The organism is Streptomyces sp. SID12488 (assembly GCF_010548275.1).
Classification (GTDB): Bacteria; Actinomycetota; Actinomycetes; order Streptomycetales; family Streptomycetaceae; genus Streptomyces.
Genome location: NZ_JAAGLT010000016.1, coordinates 166,817 through 183,523 on the forward strand (window position 1 = coordinate 166,817; position 16,707 = coordinate 183,523).

Consider the following 16,707-nt stretch of genomic DNA (forward strand, 5'->3'; position numbering starts at 1 on the left):
TATTGATACGAGCGCGATTTCTACATGCCGCAAGGATCTCCGGTCAATACCCACCGGAATTTATAACGAATAGACAACGGAGCAATTGTCGCAGACAAATAAAAAGGACTCGAAAGCACACATGAGGCATCTAACTTCCTGCAAGAAGACAACCCAAGATGGACTATTCATTTAGCATAGGAGAGGTAAAATAGGGGCAACTCGACCTGGATATTGACCCGTCTCGCCACGTTACGTCCGATCCCCCACGCGATGCGGCACACACCGACCTGCCGCGCAAAGCATTTCCCTCTCCCAATTCCGGATGCATAGAATCCGCACAGCATTTGACGCATCTCCGAAGGTCATTCCCGGGAGGGGTGATACTTCCCCAGCGATCCTCTTGCCCGTGGTGTGTCCGAAAACGGCCAGCGAGGAATTCGGGGCGGCATCAGAGATATGCGTGAGGGGACGGGAAACACCGTGGACGAGCAACCGACCAAGAGAGCCGGCCACCGGCGGACGAAGCCACTCGTGGCACTCGTCGCCGCGGTCACGGCGACCGCTCTGGGCCTGGCCCTGCTGGAATCCGACTTCGGCTTCGGCACCCCCGGGTCAGGACCGGAAAAGCCCGCCGCCAAGGTGAGGACGGTGGACGAGGACACCGCGCAGGACAGGGCCCGTGCCACCGGCAAGAAGGCCGAGGTGACCGCGCTGCGCGACGAGTCGTCCACCACCTACGCCAACCCCGACGGAACCTTCACCCTCACCACCCACGCCCAGCCCATCCGTGCCAGGAACGCCGACGGGCAGTGGCAGGACATCGACACCGGCCTGGTCGCCACCGAACAGGGCTGGACAACCACCGCCTCTCCCACCCCGGTCACCTTCTCCCCCGGCGATCCCGGCGATCCCGGCGACAGCAACGGCGGCAGCGGCGGCGCGGTCAAGTCGGGTCTGCACCAGGCCGGTTACGCCGGTGCACGGCAGGCCGCGTACACCGCCGACGACGAGACGGGCACCGGGACCACCGAGGAGGACCCCGCAGCCCCCACCATCCCGACCACCTGGTCGGACCTGGTCACCCTCACCACCGGCGGACACAAACTGACGGTGTCCTGGCCAGGCGCGCTGCCCGAACCGGTCATCACCGACGCCCAGGCCCTCTACCAGGACGTCCTTCCCGACGTGGACCTCCTGCTGACCGCCCGTGACACCGGCTTCTCCCACGTACTGATCGTCCACACGCCCGAGGCGGCGTCCGACGAGGCCCTGACCCAGCTCACCTACCGGCTCACCTCCCCCGACCTCACCTTCCAGATCGACCCGGCCACCGACACCGTGACCGCCCACACCTCCGACGGCACCGAGGTCGCCGTCTCCCCCACCCCTCTGATGTGGGACTCCGCCGGCACCCCCGACACCACGGTCGGCGACGACCCCGAACCCGAACCCACCGACGAGGAATCCGCCTCTCCCGAGGCCGAACCCAGCACTTCGGCTTCGGAGGAGACGGACGACGAGGAGACCATCACCGAGGGTGAGAACGACGAGGCCGTCACCCCGGAGGAGCCCACCCCGGACAACGGATCGACGTCCGCCACCGCCTCCCCCGACACCGGTACGAGCGCCGACACCGGTACGGGCGACGGCACCGAGACCGCCGGAGCCGAGCCCGCGAGCTTCACCCGCGCGGCCCCGGCCGGCCTGTCCACAGCCGACACCCTGGCCCTGCAGGGGCTGGCCGGTCCCGCCCCCGGCACCCATGCCACCACCGCCCAGGCCCTCCTGACCGACGGTGCCTACCTCACCGTCCGGGCGGACACCCGGCTCCTCACCTCGTCCGGCACCACGTACCCGGTCTTCATCGACCCCTCCGTCTCCGGTGTCACCGACGCCTGGACCACCGCCTACAAGAGGTACCCCTCCTCCAGCTTCTTCGACGGCGCGAACTACAACACGGGCACCACCGAGGCCCGCGTCGGCTACGAGTCCGACACCTGGGGCACCGCCCGCTCCTTCTTCAGGCTCAAACTCAGGAAGACGATCAAGGGCGCCACCGTCAGATCCGCCACCGTCAAGGTCCGGGAGACCTATTCCTGGTCGTGCTCGGCCCGCCAGGTCGAGCTGTGGCACACAGGTGGCATCTCCTCGTCCACCACCTGGAACAACCAGCCCTCGTGGAAGACGCTCATCACCGAGAAGTCCTTCGCACACGGCTGGAAGTCCAGCAGCTGCCCCGACGCCGACGTCGACTTCAACATCAAGTCCCTCGCCCAGTCCGCCGCCGACGGCGGCTGGACCTCCTTCACCATCGGGCTGCGCGCCAACTCCGCCTCCGGTTCAGGTGCTGAGACCGACCCCTACACCTGGAAGAAGTTCAGGGCCGAGGGCAACGACGCGCCCAACCTGTCCATCACCTACCTCCGGGCGCCGAACACCCCCACCAACCTCGACATGACCGCCGGCAGCTGCGACACCTCCAGCAGCCCCTACATCAACATCGGCAAGCAGACCACCATCACCCTGTCCGCCAAGGCCACCGACCCCGACGGCGACCTCGCCTCCCTCTACTTCGAGTACTGGCGAACCGGTTACGGCACCACCACCAAGGTCACCGCCACGAAGACCGCCGCCACCGCCACCGGTGCCGCCTCCTGGGCGATCGCCGGCACCAAGTTCACCAACGGCTACGACTACTCCTGGCGGGTACGGGCCGAGGACGACGACGGAACCGACTCCGGCTGGGCCCCCACCACCGGCGACGACGTCTGCCGCTTCACCTACAACACCTCCATCCCCACCACCCCCAAGGCCGTCTCCACCGTCTTCCCCGAGGACGTCAACCCCGACGGCAGCAGTGCGAACGGCAGCATCTGGTCAACGGTCACCTTCGGCACCTCCGGCGCCTTCACCTTCTCCACCGTCGACACCGACGTGGTGAAGTACGCGTACTCCTACAACTCCACCAGCTACGCCAACTACGTCTGCGCCTCCACCTCCGGCACCACCGGTGGCCCCACCGCCTCCTGCTCCACGGTCATCACCTCCAAGACCGTCACCGGCAAGCCCACCCTGGCCGGGCCCAACGTCCTGTACGTCAAGGCGTACGACGCCGCCGGCAACGCCTCGAACGCCAAGAAGTACGTCTTCTACGTCAAGCCCAAGGCCGTACCGGACGGGGCCGCCGACTACACCGGCGACCAGATCCCCGACTTCGCCACCATCCGCACCGACGGCCGGCTCAACATCGAGAGCATCACCAACACCGGCACCCACGTCGCCTCCAGCCAAACCACCCACGACGAGGGCACCCTCCTCACCGCCTCCACCTCCATCGGCCATTGGTGGAACGGCACCAGCACCTACGCCCTGATCACCCACAACGGCGACTTCGCCCCCGGCGACGGCGTCACCGACTTCATCGTCCGCACCCCGGACGGCGGCCTCTACCTCTACCCCGGCGACGGATACGGCGGCACCGACATCTCCCAGCGCCAGGAGATCCAGCTCCCCTCGAACGCCCCGGACCCCGCCACGCTCACCGACATCAAGTCGATGGGCGACGCCAACGGCGACGAACAGCCCGAACTCCTCGCCGTCTCCGGCGACGCCCTGTGGATCTTCAGTGGTTACAGCGGTGGCAGCTTCGCCACCGCCACCCAGCTCTCTGCGAGCAGCTGGTCGGGCCGCGACCTCGTCACCCTCGCCGACTTCAACTCCGACGACACCATCGACATGCTCTACCGCACCGCCGCAGGCAACCTCTGGCTCCGCCACTCCGCCGCCTCGACGACCGGCACCGACTGGACCACCCTGGCCAGCTCCGACGCAAGCCTCGACGGCGACAGCGCCTACGCCACGGGCGGCTTCCTCGCCACCACCTATCCCTACCTCTACGGCAGTCCCGGCATGACCGGCACCGACCTCCCCGACGTCTGGGCCCTCACCCCGGCCGGTCTCCTCTACCGCCTCGACGGCACCGCCACCGGCATCAGCGCCACCACCTACACGGGAAGGACCCTCACCGTCGGAGCCATCGGCTAGAGGATCACCGGGCCCCCTCCAAGCAGGCGGCGCCGACGACCGCGAGTCGGACGCTCCCGCGCAACGACGCGGCTCCTGGCGGACATGGGTTCTCAGCCGAGATCACCCGTGTCCGCCAGGAGCCGCACCTGCTTGTCCGGCCCCACGAGGCGGTCGTCCGCCCGGTCGGGCGAGACAGCCGAGTCGCGCGGCCCGGCTCCGACGTGTCAGCCGACGGGTGCGGAGGGCTGTGCGGAGGTCTTGTCGGGAACCGGCTCGGGGGCGGAGGAGTGTTCCATCCGGTCGAGGCGGAGGGCGCGGTGCAGGGCGCGCAGAGGGGACGGGGCCCACCAGTTGGCGGCGCCGAGGAGGGCCATGAGGGACGGGACGAGGAAGACCCGGACCACCGTCGCGTCGATGAGGACGGCGAACGCCGCGCCCAGGCCCAGTTCCTGGATGAACACCAGCCGGGACAGCGCCAGCGCGCCCACCGGGACGCAGAACAGGATGGCGGCCGAGGTCACGATGCCGCCGGTGCGGGACAGTCCCTGGGCCACCGCCTCCCGGTTGTCCAGGCCCTGCGAGCGGGCCTCCTTGATGCGGCTCAGCAGGAAGACGTTGTAGTCCGTGGAGAGCCCGAACGCGAGCGCGAAGACCAGTACGGGTGTGGTGGCCTCCAGCCCGCTCTGCGGGGAGAAGCCGAGGTTGCCGTCCTGGAACACCCACACCAGGAAACCGAACGCGGCACTGGTGGACAGCAGGTTCATCATCAGGGCCTTCAGCGGCAGCACCACCGAGCCGGAGAAGGCGAAGAGCAGCAGCAGGGTGACCACGACCAGGATGCCGCCGGCCAACGGCAGGCTCTGGGCGATGCTCTGACGCTGTGCCAGGAAGTCCGCCGTCGTGCCGGTGTACCGGGCGGAGTACGGGGTCGCCAGGTCCTGGACAGCGGCTACGGCGTCCTTGGCCGCCTCGTCCAGGGGGTTGTCGGTGAGGACGGCGTCGATCTCCCAGTGCCGGGCGTCGAGTTCGACGGGGGTGCCCACCGACTCGACACCGGGGACGGCGGCGATCCGCTCCGTGTAGTCGGTGAGACGGGACGGGTCCGGGGTGCCGTCGTTCTCCAGCACGATCTGGAGGGGTGAGGTGGCCCTGGCGTCGTAGTCCTGGTCGAGCACCGCGGCGACCCTGCCCGCGCTGGTCTCCTCGGGCAGGAGGGTGGGATCGACTCCGGTGAAGCGCACGCCCAGCAGCGGCGAGGCGATCACCAGCAGGACCGTCGTGGCGAGCAGCGCGAACACCGCGGGGCGGCGCATCACGCTCTGGGCCACGCGGTACCAGCGTCCTTCGGTGGCCCGCGCGGAGCCGGCCGTGCGCTGCCAGCGGCGCGGGGCGAGGGAGTTGATCCGACGGCCCAGGAGAGCCAGCAGCGGGGGCAGTCCCAGGAGGGCGAACAGCGCCGCCGACAGTACCGTGATGACGCCTGCCAGGCCCATGGACCGCAGATAGGGCTGCGGGAACGCGGTCAGCGCGGCGAGTGCCGCGGCCACCGTGAGGGCGCTGAACAGCACGGTGCGGCCCGCCGTGGTGACGGTCCGCAGCACCGCCTCCGCGCCCGGCCCCCGGTCCGCCAGTTCCTCTCGGTAGCGGGAGACGATCAGCAGTCCGAAGTCGATGGACAGGCCGAGGCCCAGGGCGAAGGCGAGGCTCATCGCGCCGGTGGAGACGTTCATGAACTCGGTGGCGACACGCAGGCCCGCCATGGTGAGCAGCAGGGAGACGATCCCGCCCAGCAGGGGGATGAGGGCGGCCACCAGTCCGCGGAAGACCAGGAAGAGCACCAGCAGGATCACCGGGGCGGCGAGGAGTTCGGCCTGTGCCAGGTCGGTGTCCGAGACCTCGGCCACCTGCACATGGCCGGGAGTGGCGCCGCCGAGCCAGGTGCGTCCGCGCAGAGTGGCGTCGCCCTCGATGGCCTTCTGGAGTTCCTTCTCGGCCTGGATGCTCTCCTGGTCCGTCAGGGACCCCACGGCGCCCACGACCACGGTGCTGCGTCCGTCGTGGGAGATGAGCGCGGCGCCCTCGGGGGAGGTGTAGTCGATCACCTGCTCGACCTCGGGACGGGACCGCAGGAGCGCCGCCGCGGCGGTGACCGCCTTCGGCGGGGCGGTGGTGGCCGCGTCGACCGGCTCGTCGGTGCGCACCAGCAGCAGATAGCCCTGCTGGGAGTCGATGCCCGTGGCCCGCTCGATGATCTCGCGGGCCGCGACGTTGCCGCCGCCGGGATCGTCGTAGTCGGACAGCCCGTTGGAGAGTTTCTCCGACACGGTGCCGCCGTACACGGTGGCCAGGGCGGTGACCAGGAGGCTCAGCAGGAGCACGGCGATCCGCCGGCGGTGCAGGGCCGAGCCCAGAGCGGAGAACATGGGAGTTTCCTTCCTTCGCGCCCGTGGGGGGTCCGGAACGCGTACGCCAAGCCTCGGGCAGGGCGCTGGAGTCTCGCTGAAGCGTCCGGCAGGGACCCTGCGCGGCGGCGCTAAGGTCCCGCTAGAGCCGGGGGCCGGAGGGCTGCGCCGGTCACGGTCCGGCCGGTAGCGTCGGCCTCCCGGCGCCGTTCGCGGCTCGCCTCCGACTGCCGGACCACCACCGCCGCCGCCTGTGTGTCTCGCGACGAGAGGAGCGGGGGTGGGCTCTCTTCTCGACGGCCCGCCGTACGCATCCCGTGCGCGTTCCGTGTCGCCGGGGCTCCCGCGCGACGGAGTGTCCGTCGACCGGAGCCACCGGCACCGCCGTCGAACGCTGCGGGCGCACGTCGCCCGACGTGCCCTCGTCCGCCCACCCCGCCCCACATCACCTCGACCCACGTCACCATGGCCCGCGTCGCCGCGGTCCGGTCCGTCCTGGAAGGAATGTCATGCGCCGAATCTCGTCCGCCGTACACATCCGAGACACCGTCGACCGGGTGTGGGCGGTGCTCACCGACTTCGAGCGGTTCCACGAGTGGAACCCCTTCCTCGTCGAGGCCACCGGCGAGGCAGTGCCGGGTGCCCGGCTCACCCTGCGCTTCCGACTGCCCGACAGCGGGCGGGAGATGGTGTTCCGGCCGACCGTGCTGGACAGCGAGCCGGGGCGGCTGCTGCGCTGGCGCGGCCGGTTCGGCGTACCCGGCGTCTTCGACGGAGTGCACAGCTTCGAGCTGACTCCGCTCGACGGCGGCACCCAGGTGGTGCAGACCGAGCGCTTCAGCGGGTTGCTGGTGCCGTTCTCCGGTTCGGTCATCACCCCGTCCGAGCAGGGGTTCCAGCACCTCACCGACGCGCTGAAGGCCAGGGTCGAGTCGTCCGGCGTCCCGGCGCGGGACCTGGACTGACACCGGGAGCCGTCACCCGCCGTCTGCCGGAGAGCTTCTGCAAGGGCAGCTTTAGCCCGCGGTCCCACGATCGACCGACCATGACTCCGCTGGAAAGGCAGCAAAACGATGACAGCAGAGCTGACCGCACAGGTGTGCGTGGTCGGAGGGGGACCCGCAGGGCTCACCCTGGCCGTGGAGCTCGCCAAGCGTTCCGTGTCGGTGGTCGTTCTGGAGCAGAGCGGACACTTCAACCGGTCCTTCCGCGGCGAGTCGGTGTCCCCGGACTCGGTGTGGCTGCTCGACCGGCTCGGTCTGCTCGACCGGCTCGACGGAACGTACGAGCAGATGCACCACATGGAGATCATCGACTCCGGCAGCACCGTGCTGAGCGTCGACTTCTCCGACTTCCCCTACCCCCACCCCTACCCGGTGGAACTGCCGCAGCCGGCTCTGCTGTCCGCCCTGGCCGATGTCGGGCGGGAGCACCAGGGGTTCACGCTGCGTCAGTCCGCGACCGCTGTCGGTCTGCTCAGGGAGCAGGGCGAGAGCGGCCCGGTGACCGGGGTGCGGGCCCGCACCCCCGACGGCGAACTCGTCGTACGGGCCGCCCTGACGGTGGCGGCCGACGGGCGGTTCAGCAAGGTCCGGGAGATGTCCGGGCTGCCGTACGAGAAACAACCGCTGGACCGGGACGTCGTCTGGCTGCGGCTGCCCATCCCCGACGAGTGGGACAGCAACACGTATCGCATCCGTATCCGGGGCGGTGAACACGGGCTGTTCATCCCCACCCATCCGGACAGTGTCCGGGTGGGTCTCAACATCCCGAAGGGCGGGCTGAAGGACCTGCGTGCCCAGGGGCTGGGCGCGCTGCACGAGCGGCTGGACCGGCTCGCTCCCGAGCTGTCGGCCACGGTGCGCAAGGAGGTGCGGTCGTGGTCGGACACCTCGATGCTGGACATCTTCACCACCGTGGTGCCCAGCTGGTCCATGCCCGGTCTGATCCTCATGGGCGATGCCGCGCACACCCTGACCCCGATCCTCGGTCAGGGCGTCAACCACGCGATCATCGACGCGGTCACCCTGGCACCGCTGGTCGAAGGAGCACTGGCCGAGAACAGCGCCGCCGCGCTGGCACGGGCCGGTGAGACGTTCCAGCGCTCGCGGGAGGAAGCGGTACGACTCTCCCGTGCCCTCCAGCTCCGCCAGGAGCGGCTCTTCGCCCTCGACGGACGCCTGGGCGGCCTGGCCCGCCGGTCCCTCTACCGGGTGGTGGACCGCAACCGGACGCTCCAGCAGAAGGTGCTGGCCAGGGCCTACTTCCAGGTGCAGGAGCCGGGGCAGACCGTGGCCCGGCGAGTGGTGCGGCAGCCGGTCCCGCGGCCCTGAGCGGCTGCGGCAGCCGCGAGGACAGACCGCTGCCCGGGTCCCGACAGGGGGACCCGGGCAGCGGTCTGTCCTCCGGCGAAGGTCACCAGGTGACGGGCATACGGCTCAGGGCGTGCACCATCATGCCGGTGGTCAGGCTGAGGTTGTCGACATCGTCGGCGAGGGCCAGCCGGGGGAAGCGGCGGATCAGCGAGGAGATGGCGATCTGCAGCTCCGCGCGGGCGAGCGCGGCGCCCAGGCAGAAGTGCGCGCCGTGGCCGAGCGCCAGGTGGGCGCCGGCCGAAGGACGCGACGGGTCGAAGGCGCCGGTGTCCTCCCCGAAGCGGTCCGGGTCCTGGTTGGCCGAGGCGACCGCCGCGATCACACCACTGCCCTTGGGAATGACGGTGCCGGCTATCTCGACGTCCTCCAGGGTGATGCGGAACGGGCCGCCGTCACCGATGGGGTTGATCCGCAGCAGCTCCTCCACCACATGGTCGATCGTCTCGGGGCGCTCCCGCAGGGCGGCCAGGTGCTCGGGGTGCCGCAGCAGGGTCAGTACGCACTTGCCGATCATGCTGACCGTGGTCTCGTGCCCGGCGACGAGCAGCGTGATGCCCATGGTGATCAGCTCATGCTCGCTCAGCCGGTCGCCGTCCTCGTCGTGCACGGAGACCAGGGCGCTCATGAGGTCGTCGGCGGGCTCGGCACGCTTGCGCTGGACCAGCTCGGCGAGGTACTGGACCATCGACATCCGCTGCTCCATCACCTCCTCGGCGGTGTGCGCCGTGAGCGAGACGAACGCGTCGGACCAGCCCCGGAAACGGTCCCGGTCCTCGAAGGGCACCCCGAGCAGTTCGCAGATGACCATCACCGGCAGCGGGAACGCGAAGACGGGGTTGAGGTCGACCGGCGGGGACAGTTTCTCCATGCTGTCCAGCAGTTCGTCGGTCAGCTGCTGGATGCGCGGACGGAGGTTCTGCACCCGGCGCGCGGTGAACTCGCGCGAGACGAGCCTGCGCACCCTGGTGTGCTCGGGCGCGTCCATGGTGAAGAGGCTGCCCGGCATGGGCGGGGCCGCGGTGAGACGAGGGGCGCCCTCGTCCAGCATCGCCGCCCGGCTGAACCTGGGGTCGGCGAGGACGGTGCGGGTGTCGTCGTACCTGCTGACCACATAGCCCTCGTCGCCACTGGGCAGCCGGACTCTGGCGACCGGGCACTTGGCGCGCAGTTCCTCGTAGACGGGGGGCACCTCCACCGCCGAAGGACGGTGGAAGGGGTACTCGTATTCGGTCCCGGTCCCGGTCCCGCTGCCGGTCCCTGTATCGGTATCGGTCGCGGCGGGGGGCGCTGAGGCGGTGTCCATCGTGTGGCCTCCAGGGCTTCTTCGGTTCGCAGACATGTCGCTTGTCGGCCGAGAGTCGCAGGAGCGCCTTGTGCAGCGATAAAGGCTGTCTGTACCGACCCGGGCCCCGAGGCCGCGAACGCGCACGCGCACGCGACAGGCCCGCAGCCCCGGGGGTCGGGCTGCGGGCCTGTCGGGTGCCGCGGGTTCAGCGCTGCCAGCCGTCCGGCGTGCGCAGGCCGAAGCCCAGGGCTCGGGCGAGCGCGATGCTGGTGAGCCAGCTCATGCCGAAGGTGAAGGGGGCCGCGATGTCCTCCGGGCCGTCCCCGAGGAACGAGAAGACGACCATGATCGCGAAGGGGATCACGGCACGGTTCAGCAGGTTGTGCAGCGGCACGGCCCGGGGAGCCAGCTGGCCCGGCTCATGGGCCTGGCCGAGGCCGGCCGACCTTGCGAGGAAGGGCAGGGCGGCGCCGAGGAGGGCCCCCGGAATCACCCAGCCCATGTGCTTGAGCACCTCGAAGACGTCCCAGAGCAGCAGAAACGCTCCCAGCGCCCCCCAGGCCAGGCGCAGCATCAAAGGGGTGGAACTCCTCGTGGCACCGGTGGTTTCGGTCATCACCATGCATTTCTCCTCGGTGTCGAGGCGTACGGGGGAACAACGCAGTGTCCCGCAGTGCGCTGGAGCGGCGCTGAAGTCCCAGGTGGCAGGCGGATTCTTCCCGCCCGCGCACCCGGTCACTCCCTCTTGCGCACGTCACCGCCCACCGCTGCGGAAGGGCTCCCACTCCGGTACGTCGAGGATCTCCAGCACGGCACAGGTGCAGCTGAAGCCGGAGCCGCCGCCGACGAGCAGCACCCGGTCGCCCGGGTTCAGTTCACGCCGCTCCACCAGGTCGTTGAACCCGGCGATCTGGTCACCGGCGCCCAAGTGGCCCACCGTGCGGGCGAACTCCCACGTGGAGCGCTCCACGGGGATGCCGAGCAACTGGGGCAGCTGCCACTCCAGACGGCTGCGGCCACTGGCCAGGGCCACCACCCGGTCCACGTCCGCCCTGCCGATGCCGGCGTCGGCCAGCACCGTGTCCACCACGGTGTTCACCACAGCCGCGACCCGCTCGGTGGCCTCCCGGACACCGCCGTTCGCGCGCATGTAGTGGCCCACCCTGCCCAGCAGGTCCAGGGGTTCGGCGGAGGGCAGAGGGCGCAGCCCGGGGCCCCGCACCACGGCCTCCAGGGAGTTGTCGGAGCCGGTGGCCGTGGACAGCAGCCGGGCGAAGCCGCCCCGCGCGGACAGCATCAGGGCGGTGCCGCCGTCGCCGTACACGAATCCGGGTTCGCTGCTCCAGCGTCGCACGAGGGGCGCGCCGAACCGGTCCGCGGTGGTGACCATCGCGGCGCCGGTCCCCGAGCGGGCGGCGACCTGGCGGGCCGCGACCTCCAGCGCGCCGAGGCCGCCGTTGCACTCCTGTTCCAGTCCGAAGGCGGGCACGCCCCGGCCCAGGGCGTGGCCTGCCACATAGGAGGCCGCGGGCCACATCTCGACGCCCTGGAACCAGATACCGCTGTGGACCAGCAGGTCCACGTCGGCCACGTCCACTCCGGAACGCTTGAGCGCGGTCGTCGCGGCGTGGACGGCCATGTCCGGCGGGGCCATGGACTCGTCGGCGACGGAGACGGAGAGGATCTCGTCCGCCGCGTACTGCTCCGCGTCGTACGCGCCGGATTCCAGGGCCGACCGGGCGGATTCAGGCTCGCCCAGCCACACGCCTGTCCCCGCGACGTACACACCTTCCCACTGCATGGGATCTCCTCTCTGGTCGCTCGGGGGTCAGGCCGAGCCGACGGACTGTTCCCGCAGGGCGGACACCACACGCCACAGCGAGGCGGGGGTGGCGAAGGTGTCGGCCATCAGCTCGGAGTCCGGAACGGCGATGCCGTACGTCTCCTCCACCCGGACCAGGACCTCCACCATCGCGAGCGAGTCCAGCCCGGCCGCCTTGAGGCTGGTGTCGGGCAGCAGCTCTCCCTTGGCGGCGAGCCGGGGCAGGGCCTCCTGCAGCAGCGCCTCGTACGTCGGGTCCCAGGACGCGGCCGGTTCGTCCGCCGTAGCGGCGGCGGGCGCCGTCCCCGTGGTCGTCTCTGTCATGGCAGTGATGTCCTCCGTACGGGATTCGGTGAGGGTCGAGAGGGTGTGGCGCCGCAGGGCCAGGCGGGTGGCGGAGACGGTCTCGCCGCCGTCCACGACCAGCTCGGCGGGTGCCGGGTGGCCGAGGAAGCCGAGCAGGCTCGCGGAGAGTCCGTAGGCGCCGACGTTGGGGAAGGCCAGCAGGTCGCCCTGGCGCAGCCCCGGCAGTTCGGCCGCGCGGGCCAGGATGTCGGCGGGGGTGCACAGCGGACCGGCGAGGGTCACCGTGGCGGGTTCCCGGTCACCGTCCTCGTCGGCCGCCCGGCCGGAGGCCGACAGCGGCTGGGCCTTGAGGGGCAGCAGTCGGCCCAGGCCCGCCAGTCCGCCCAGGTGGTTGATGCCGGAGTCGAGCACCGCGTAGGTGTTGCCGCGGCTGTTCTTCACGTCGGTGACGGTGACCACCAGTCGGCCGCTGTCGCCGACCAGATAGCGCCCGGACTCGAAGGCGACCACCGGTTCGCCGTCCCGCCAGCCCGGCAGGTGTTCGTCGAGCACGGCGGACAGTGCCGTCCGCAGACCGGAGTAGGCGGGCCGCTCGCCGGGGGTCGCGTACGGGGCCGCGAAGCCTCCGCCGAGGTCCAGCAGATGCAGGGGGATGCCGAGTTCGTCCCGGAGCCGGGCGGCGGTGCGCACGCTCTGGGCCAGTTCGGCGAGGAGACCGTCCTCGTCCCGGGCGTTGGTGAGCGGGAAGAAGTGCATCCCGATGATCCGGACGCCCTTCACCAGGAGCCGGGCCCCGTGCTCCGCCAGGTCGTCGAGGTCGAAGCCGAACTGGGACGGGCCGCCGGTCATCCGCAGCCCGCCCTGGCCCGGCGCCCCCTCCGCGTTGATCCGCAGGACACAGTCCGCGGTGACGCCGTGGGCGTCGGCGGCGGCGCCGATCCGCTCCAGATCGCCGAAGGACTCGGCGGAGAAGGTGCGCATCCCCGCCGCGATCGCCTCGTCGAGCTCGACGGGGACCTTCCCGGGGCCGGAGTACATCAGTTCCGACGCCGGATGCCCCGCTTCGAGGGCCGCGGCCAGCTCGCCGCGCGAGGTCACCTCGGCGCGGGCTCCGCCCCGGCGCAGTTCGGCGACGAGATCGGGGTGCGAGTTGGCCTTCAGCGAGTAGTAGACGCGGGACGGCTGGGGCAGGGCCGCCCGCAGGTCCTCCAGCGAGGTGCGCACCCGGGCCAGGTCGTAGACGTACAGGGGGCTGCCGTACTGCTCGACGAGCCGGCGGACCGTCAGGTCGTCGCCGGGGGAGCCGGTGTGGTCGCGGTCAGTGGACATGGGTGCCCTCCAAGAGCCGTCGGCGCAGCTCCTTGCGGTCGGTCTTGCCGTTGGGGGTGAGCGGGAGCGCGGTCAGCACATGGCAGACGTCGGGCACCTTGGCGGCTTCGAGGCGGTCCCCGAGCCGGGCCAGCACCTGCTCCCCGTCCACGTCGGGGGTCTCGCCGACGACGAAGAGGACCATGTCGCGGTCGTCCTCCGGTACGAGCAGAGCCGCTTCCCGTACACCGTCGATGTCGAGCACCGCCGCCTCGATCTCGACGGAGGTCATCCGCGAGCCGCGCCGTTTGAACAGGTCGTCCCTGCGGCCCTGGAAGTAGACGTGTCCGTCCGCGTCGAGGCGGCCGTAGTCACCGGTGTGCAGGGTGACCGGACCACCGTCCGCGCCCGGCCTGTATCGCAGGGCGGTCTGTTCGGGGGAACGCCAGTAGCCGGCCATCAGGTGCGGGCCGCGCACCACGATCTCGCCGGTCTCCCCCGTCGGGAGCGGCCGTCCGTCGTCGTCGACGACGAGCACCTCGGTGCCGGGCAGCGCGGGCCCCACCGAGCCGGGGCGGGCCAGATCGCCGTCGGGTTCCAGGATGGTGATCCGCTTGCACTCGGTGGTGCCGTACATGGGCGCCACCGAGGCGCCGGGGAACGTCTCCCGAAGCGTGGCGATGAGCGGGGCGTTGAGGGCGGCCCCGGTGTTGGTGAACAGGCGGATCCGGGTGGGCCGCTGGTCGCGGGAGGCGAGTTTGACGAGCAGTTCGCCCAGGGACGGCACGAGGGGCACCACGGTCGCCCCGTGGTCCCGGGCGAAGCCGAGCAGCCGGGCGTGGTCGGCGGGGCCCGACAGCAGCAGTTCGGCGCCGGCCAGCGCGCTGAGGAAGACCTGGTAGAGGCCGTAGTCGAAGGAGAGCGGGACGGCGGTGAGCACGATGTCGTCGGGGCGGTAGTTCAGGCGAGCCTGGATGGCGCGGGCGGCGAACGCCACAGGCCCGTGCGGACAGGCCACCCCCTTGGGCGCCCCGGTGCTGCCCGAGGTGTAGATGAGCAGGGCGAGCCGGTCGGCGGGCACCTCGGTCTGGGTACGGGCGGCCGGGTCGGCCGGTCCGGACAGGTCCAGCTCGGAGACGACGGCGACCGGCACCTCGGACGGCCAGCTGAGGCCTTCGACGCCGTCGCGCTCCGCGCTCTCGACGACGATCAGCGAGGGCGTGCAGTCGGCGAGCACCGCCGTGAGGTGGAACGCCTTCATGCCCGGGTTGACGGGCACCAGGACGGCACCGCGACGCCAGGTCCCGTACAGCAGGGCGGTGAACTCCCTGACGCTGTCGACCCTGGCCAGCACCCGGTCGCCGGGCCGGACACCGCGGCGGTGCAGTTCCCGGGCGACGGAGTCGGCGGCGGCGTCGAGTTCGGCGTACGTCCACATGCCGTAGCGGTCACGCACGGCCGGGGCGTCGGGGCGCCGGGTGACGGCGGCCGTCAGGAACACCTCGGCGGCGTTGTCGACCCGGGGGGCGGTGTCGGTGCCCACGGCGTTGTCGATCAGTGCCGTGCCGGGGAAGGATTCGGTCACGGTCGCGGTCATCACTGCTCCTCGTGTGTCTGCGGATCGGCGGCGGGGGTCGCCCAGCCCGGCGTGCGGAGGATCTCCAGTACGGCGCAGCTGGCGGTGCCCGGGCCCGCGGAGAGCATCAGCACGCGGTCGCCCGGACGCAGGGCCCCGGTCTCGGCGAGGTCGTTCAGCGCGGCGAACTGGTCACCGGCGCCGAGGTGACCGGTGCGGCGGCCGAACTCCCAGGTGGTGCGCTCCTCCGGCACTCCGAGCAACTGCTCGGCCTGCCACTGCATCTTGCTGCGGCCACCGGTCGGGATGACGGCGTGAGCGATTTCCTCGCGCTTGGTCCCGGCCTCCGTCAGGGCGTCGTCGACGACACCCTTGACCATGGTGATCAGCCGGTCGGTGGCCTCCCGGATGTTCCCGCCGCCGGCGCGCAGGTAGTGGGCGAAGCGTTCGGCGTGGTCGTACGGCTCCTGGGAGGGCAGCGGGGTGAGACCCGCTCCCCTGGCCAGCGCCTCCATCCGGTTGTCGGCGCGGGTCACCGTCGACAGCACCCGGGCGAAGCCGCCACGGTTGGAGAGCACCAGGGCGGTGCCGCCGTCGGCGTACACGAGGCCCGCCTCCGCACTCCAGCGCTTGATCAGCGGCTCGGCGAAGCGGTCGGCGGTGGTGAGCACCACCGCGGACTCGCCCGCCTCGGTGGTCAGCTGGCGGGCGGCCAGCTCCAGCGAGCTGATAGCCGCGTTGCACTCCTGCTTCACCTCGAACGCCGGCACGCTCCAGTGGACGGCGTGGTCGGCGACGTACGACGCCACCGGCCACATGTTCTGGCCCTGGAACCAGACGTAGTTGTGCAGCAGCAGGCGCACGGTCTCCGGGGCGAGACCGGACCGCTTGAGCGCGGTCGTGGCGGCCTGCACCGCCATGTCGGGTGGCGCGACGTCCTCGCCGGCCACCCGGACGGACAGCAGGCCGTCCGCCTCGAACTGCTCGGGATCGTAGTCACCCGCCTCCACGGCGGCGCGGGCGGAGAACGGTTCGGGGAGCCAGGCCCCCGTCCCCGCCACGTAAACGCTTTCCCAGCGCATGGTTCTCCCATCGTCTGTTGGCTCACCCAGGGACGGTCGGGCAGCCGAGCCGCACGGCCCGGGTCCTGGGATCCGCCCTGCGGCGATCGTCGGCCCTGGCGCTTTGGCCCGGCTAAAGACCGGTACGGGCGACGAGTCGGCCCGGGCGGGCCTGGACCGCGGCCGGGGGCGCGTCGGCGGGGGCGTGCGCCGGCGAGGGCGTGCGCCGGCCTGCCGAGCCGACGGACGGGACGGCGAGCCGCCGGGGCGTGGAAGCGGGTGCGGGCCCAGGAGACAGGCCGGCCCGGAAGACGGACCGGTCGGGTCGGGTCGGGTCGGGTCGGCAGACCGTACGGGGAAGCGGCCCGTACACGGAGGGGGGCACCGGCGGGCGCGGAAGGCAGGCCGGGCCTGGAGGGGGTTGCCCCTTTGCGGCAGGGGGACGGACGGATCGCGGCTGCCACGGCGTCCCGGCGGGTGTCCCGCGCCAGGCACCACATCGCGGGGCGGGCACGGGTGCCCGCACACGAGGTACGCCGGGACCCTCGCACCGCACAGTCACGG

10 protein-coding genes are annotated in these 16,707 nt (G+C 71.1%); 3 read left to right on the top strand and 7 right to left on the bottom strand.

Annotated features, from left to right (window positions below; all coding sequences use genetic code 11):
* Positions 1–462 precede the first annotated feature (462 nt).
* Positions 463–4,026 (top strand): FG-GAP-like repeat-containing protein, encoded by a 3,564-nt coding sequence (locus tag G3I56_RS24185; RefSeq protein ID WP_164412305.1) that lies wholly within the window; start codon positions 463–465, stop codon positions 4,024–4,026.
* 206 nt (positions 4,027–4,232) lie between these two features.
* On the opposite strand, the gene G3I56_RS24190 is transcribed toward G3I56_RS24185, so the two are convergent.
* Entirely contained in the window at positions 4,233–6,431 is a 2,199-nt protein-coding gene (locus G3I56_RS24190; protein WP_164412307.1) for an efflux RND transporter permease subunit, read from the bottom strand.
* 488 nt (positions 6,432–6,919) lie between these two features.
* Here G3I56_RS24190 and G3I56_RS24195 point away from each other — a divergent pair, with 488 nt between their 5' ends.
* Positions 6,920–7,375: an SRPBCC domain-containing protein gene (locus G3I56_RS24195; RefSeq protein WP_164412309.1), complete on the top strand. Its 456-nt coding sequence runs from the start codon at positions 6,920–6,922 to the stop codon at positions 7,373–7,375.
* A gap of 108 nt (positions 7,376–7,483) precedes the next feature.
* Positions 7,484–8,743 (top strand): FAD-dependent oxidoreductase, encoded by a 1,260-nt coding sequence (locus G3I56_RS24200; RefSeq protein ID WP_203690522.1) that lies wholly within the window; start codon positions 7,484–7,486, stop codon positions 8,741–8,743.
* 82 nt (positions 8,744–8,825) lie between these two features.
* Here the strand turns inward: G3I56_RS24200 and G3I56_RS24205 are convergent, their stop codons facing one another.
* The 6 genes from G3I56_RS24205 to G3I56_RS24230 form a co-directional block, all read right to left on the bottom strand.
* A complete protein-coding gene (locus G3I56_RS24205) occupies positions 8,826–10,088 on the bottom strand; it encodes a cytochrome P450 (protein WP_164412311.1) in 1,263 nt (420 codons plus the stop codon).
* A gap of 187 nt (positions 10,089–10,275) precedes the next feature.
* Positions 10,276–10,692, bottom strand: a complete 417-nt coding sequence (locus G3I56_RS24210) for a hypothetical protein (protein WP_164412313.1) — start codon at positions 10,690–10,692, stop codon at positions 10,276–10,278.
* A 132-nt stretch (positions 10,693–10,824) separates the two neighbouring features.
* Positions 10,825–11,871, bottom strand: a complete 1,047-nt coding sequence (locus G3I56_RS24215; protein ID WP_164412315.1) for a ketoacyl-ACP synthase III family protein — start codon at positions 11,869–11,871, stop codon at positions 10,825–10,827.
* Between the two features lie 27 nt (positions 11,872–11,898).
* Positions 11,899–13,527, bottom strand: a complete 1,629-nt coding sequence (locus tag G3I56_RS24220; protein WP_164412317.1) for a phosphopantetheine-binding protein — start codon at positions 13,525–13,527, stop codon at positions 11,899–11,901.
* Complete coding sequence (locus G3I56_RS24225) at positions 13,517–15,103, bottom strand: AMP-binding protein (protein ID WP_164412319.1); 1,587 nt, start codon at positions 15,101–15,103, stop codon at positions 13,517–13,519. The genes G3I56_RS24220 and G3I56_RS24225 overlap by 11 nt, the downstream gene beginning before the upstream one ends.
* Positions 15,103–16,164: a ketoacyl-ACP synthase III family protein gene (locus tag G3I56_RS24230; protein WP_164412321.1), complete on the bottom strand. Its 1,062-nt coding sequence runs from the start codon at positions 16,162–16,164 to the stop codon at positions 15,103–15,105. The genes G3I56_RS24225 and G3I56_RS24230 overlap by 1 nt, the downstream gene beginning before the upstream one ends.
* Between the last annotated feature and the right edge of the window lie 543 nt (positions 16,165–16,707).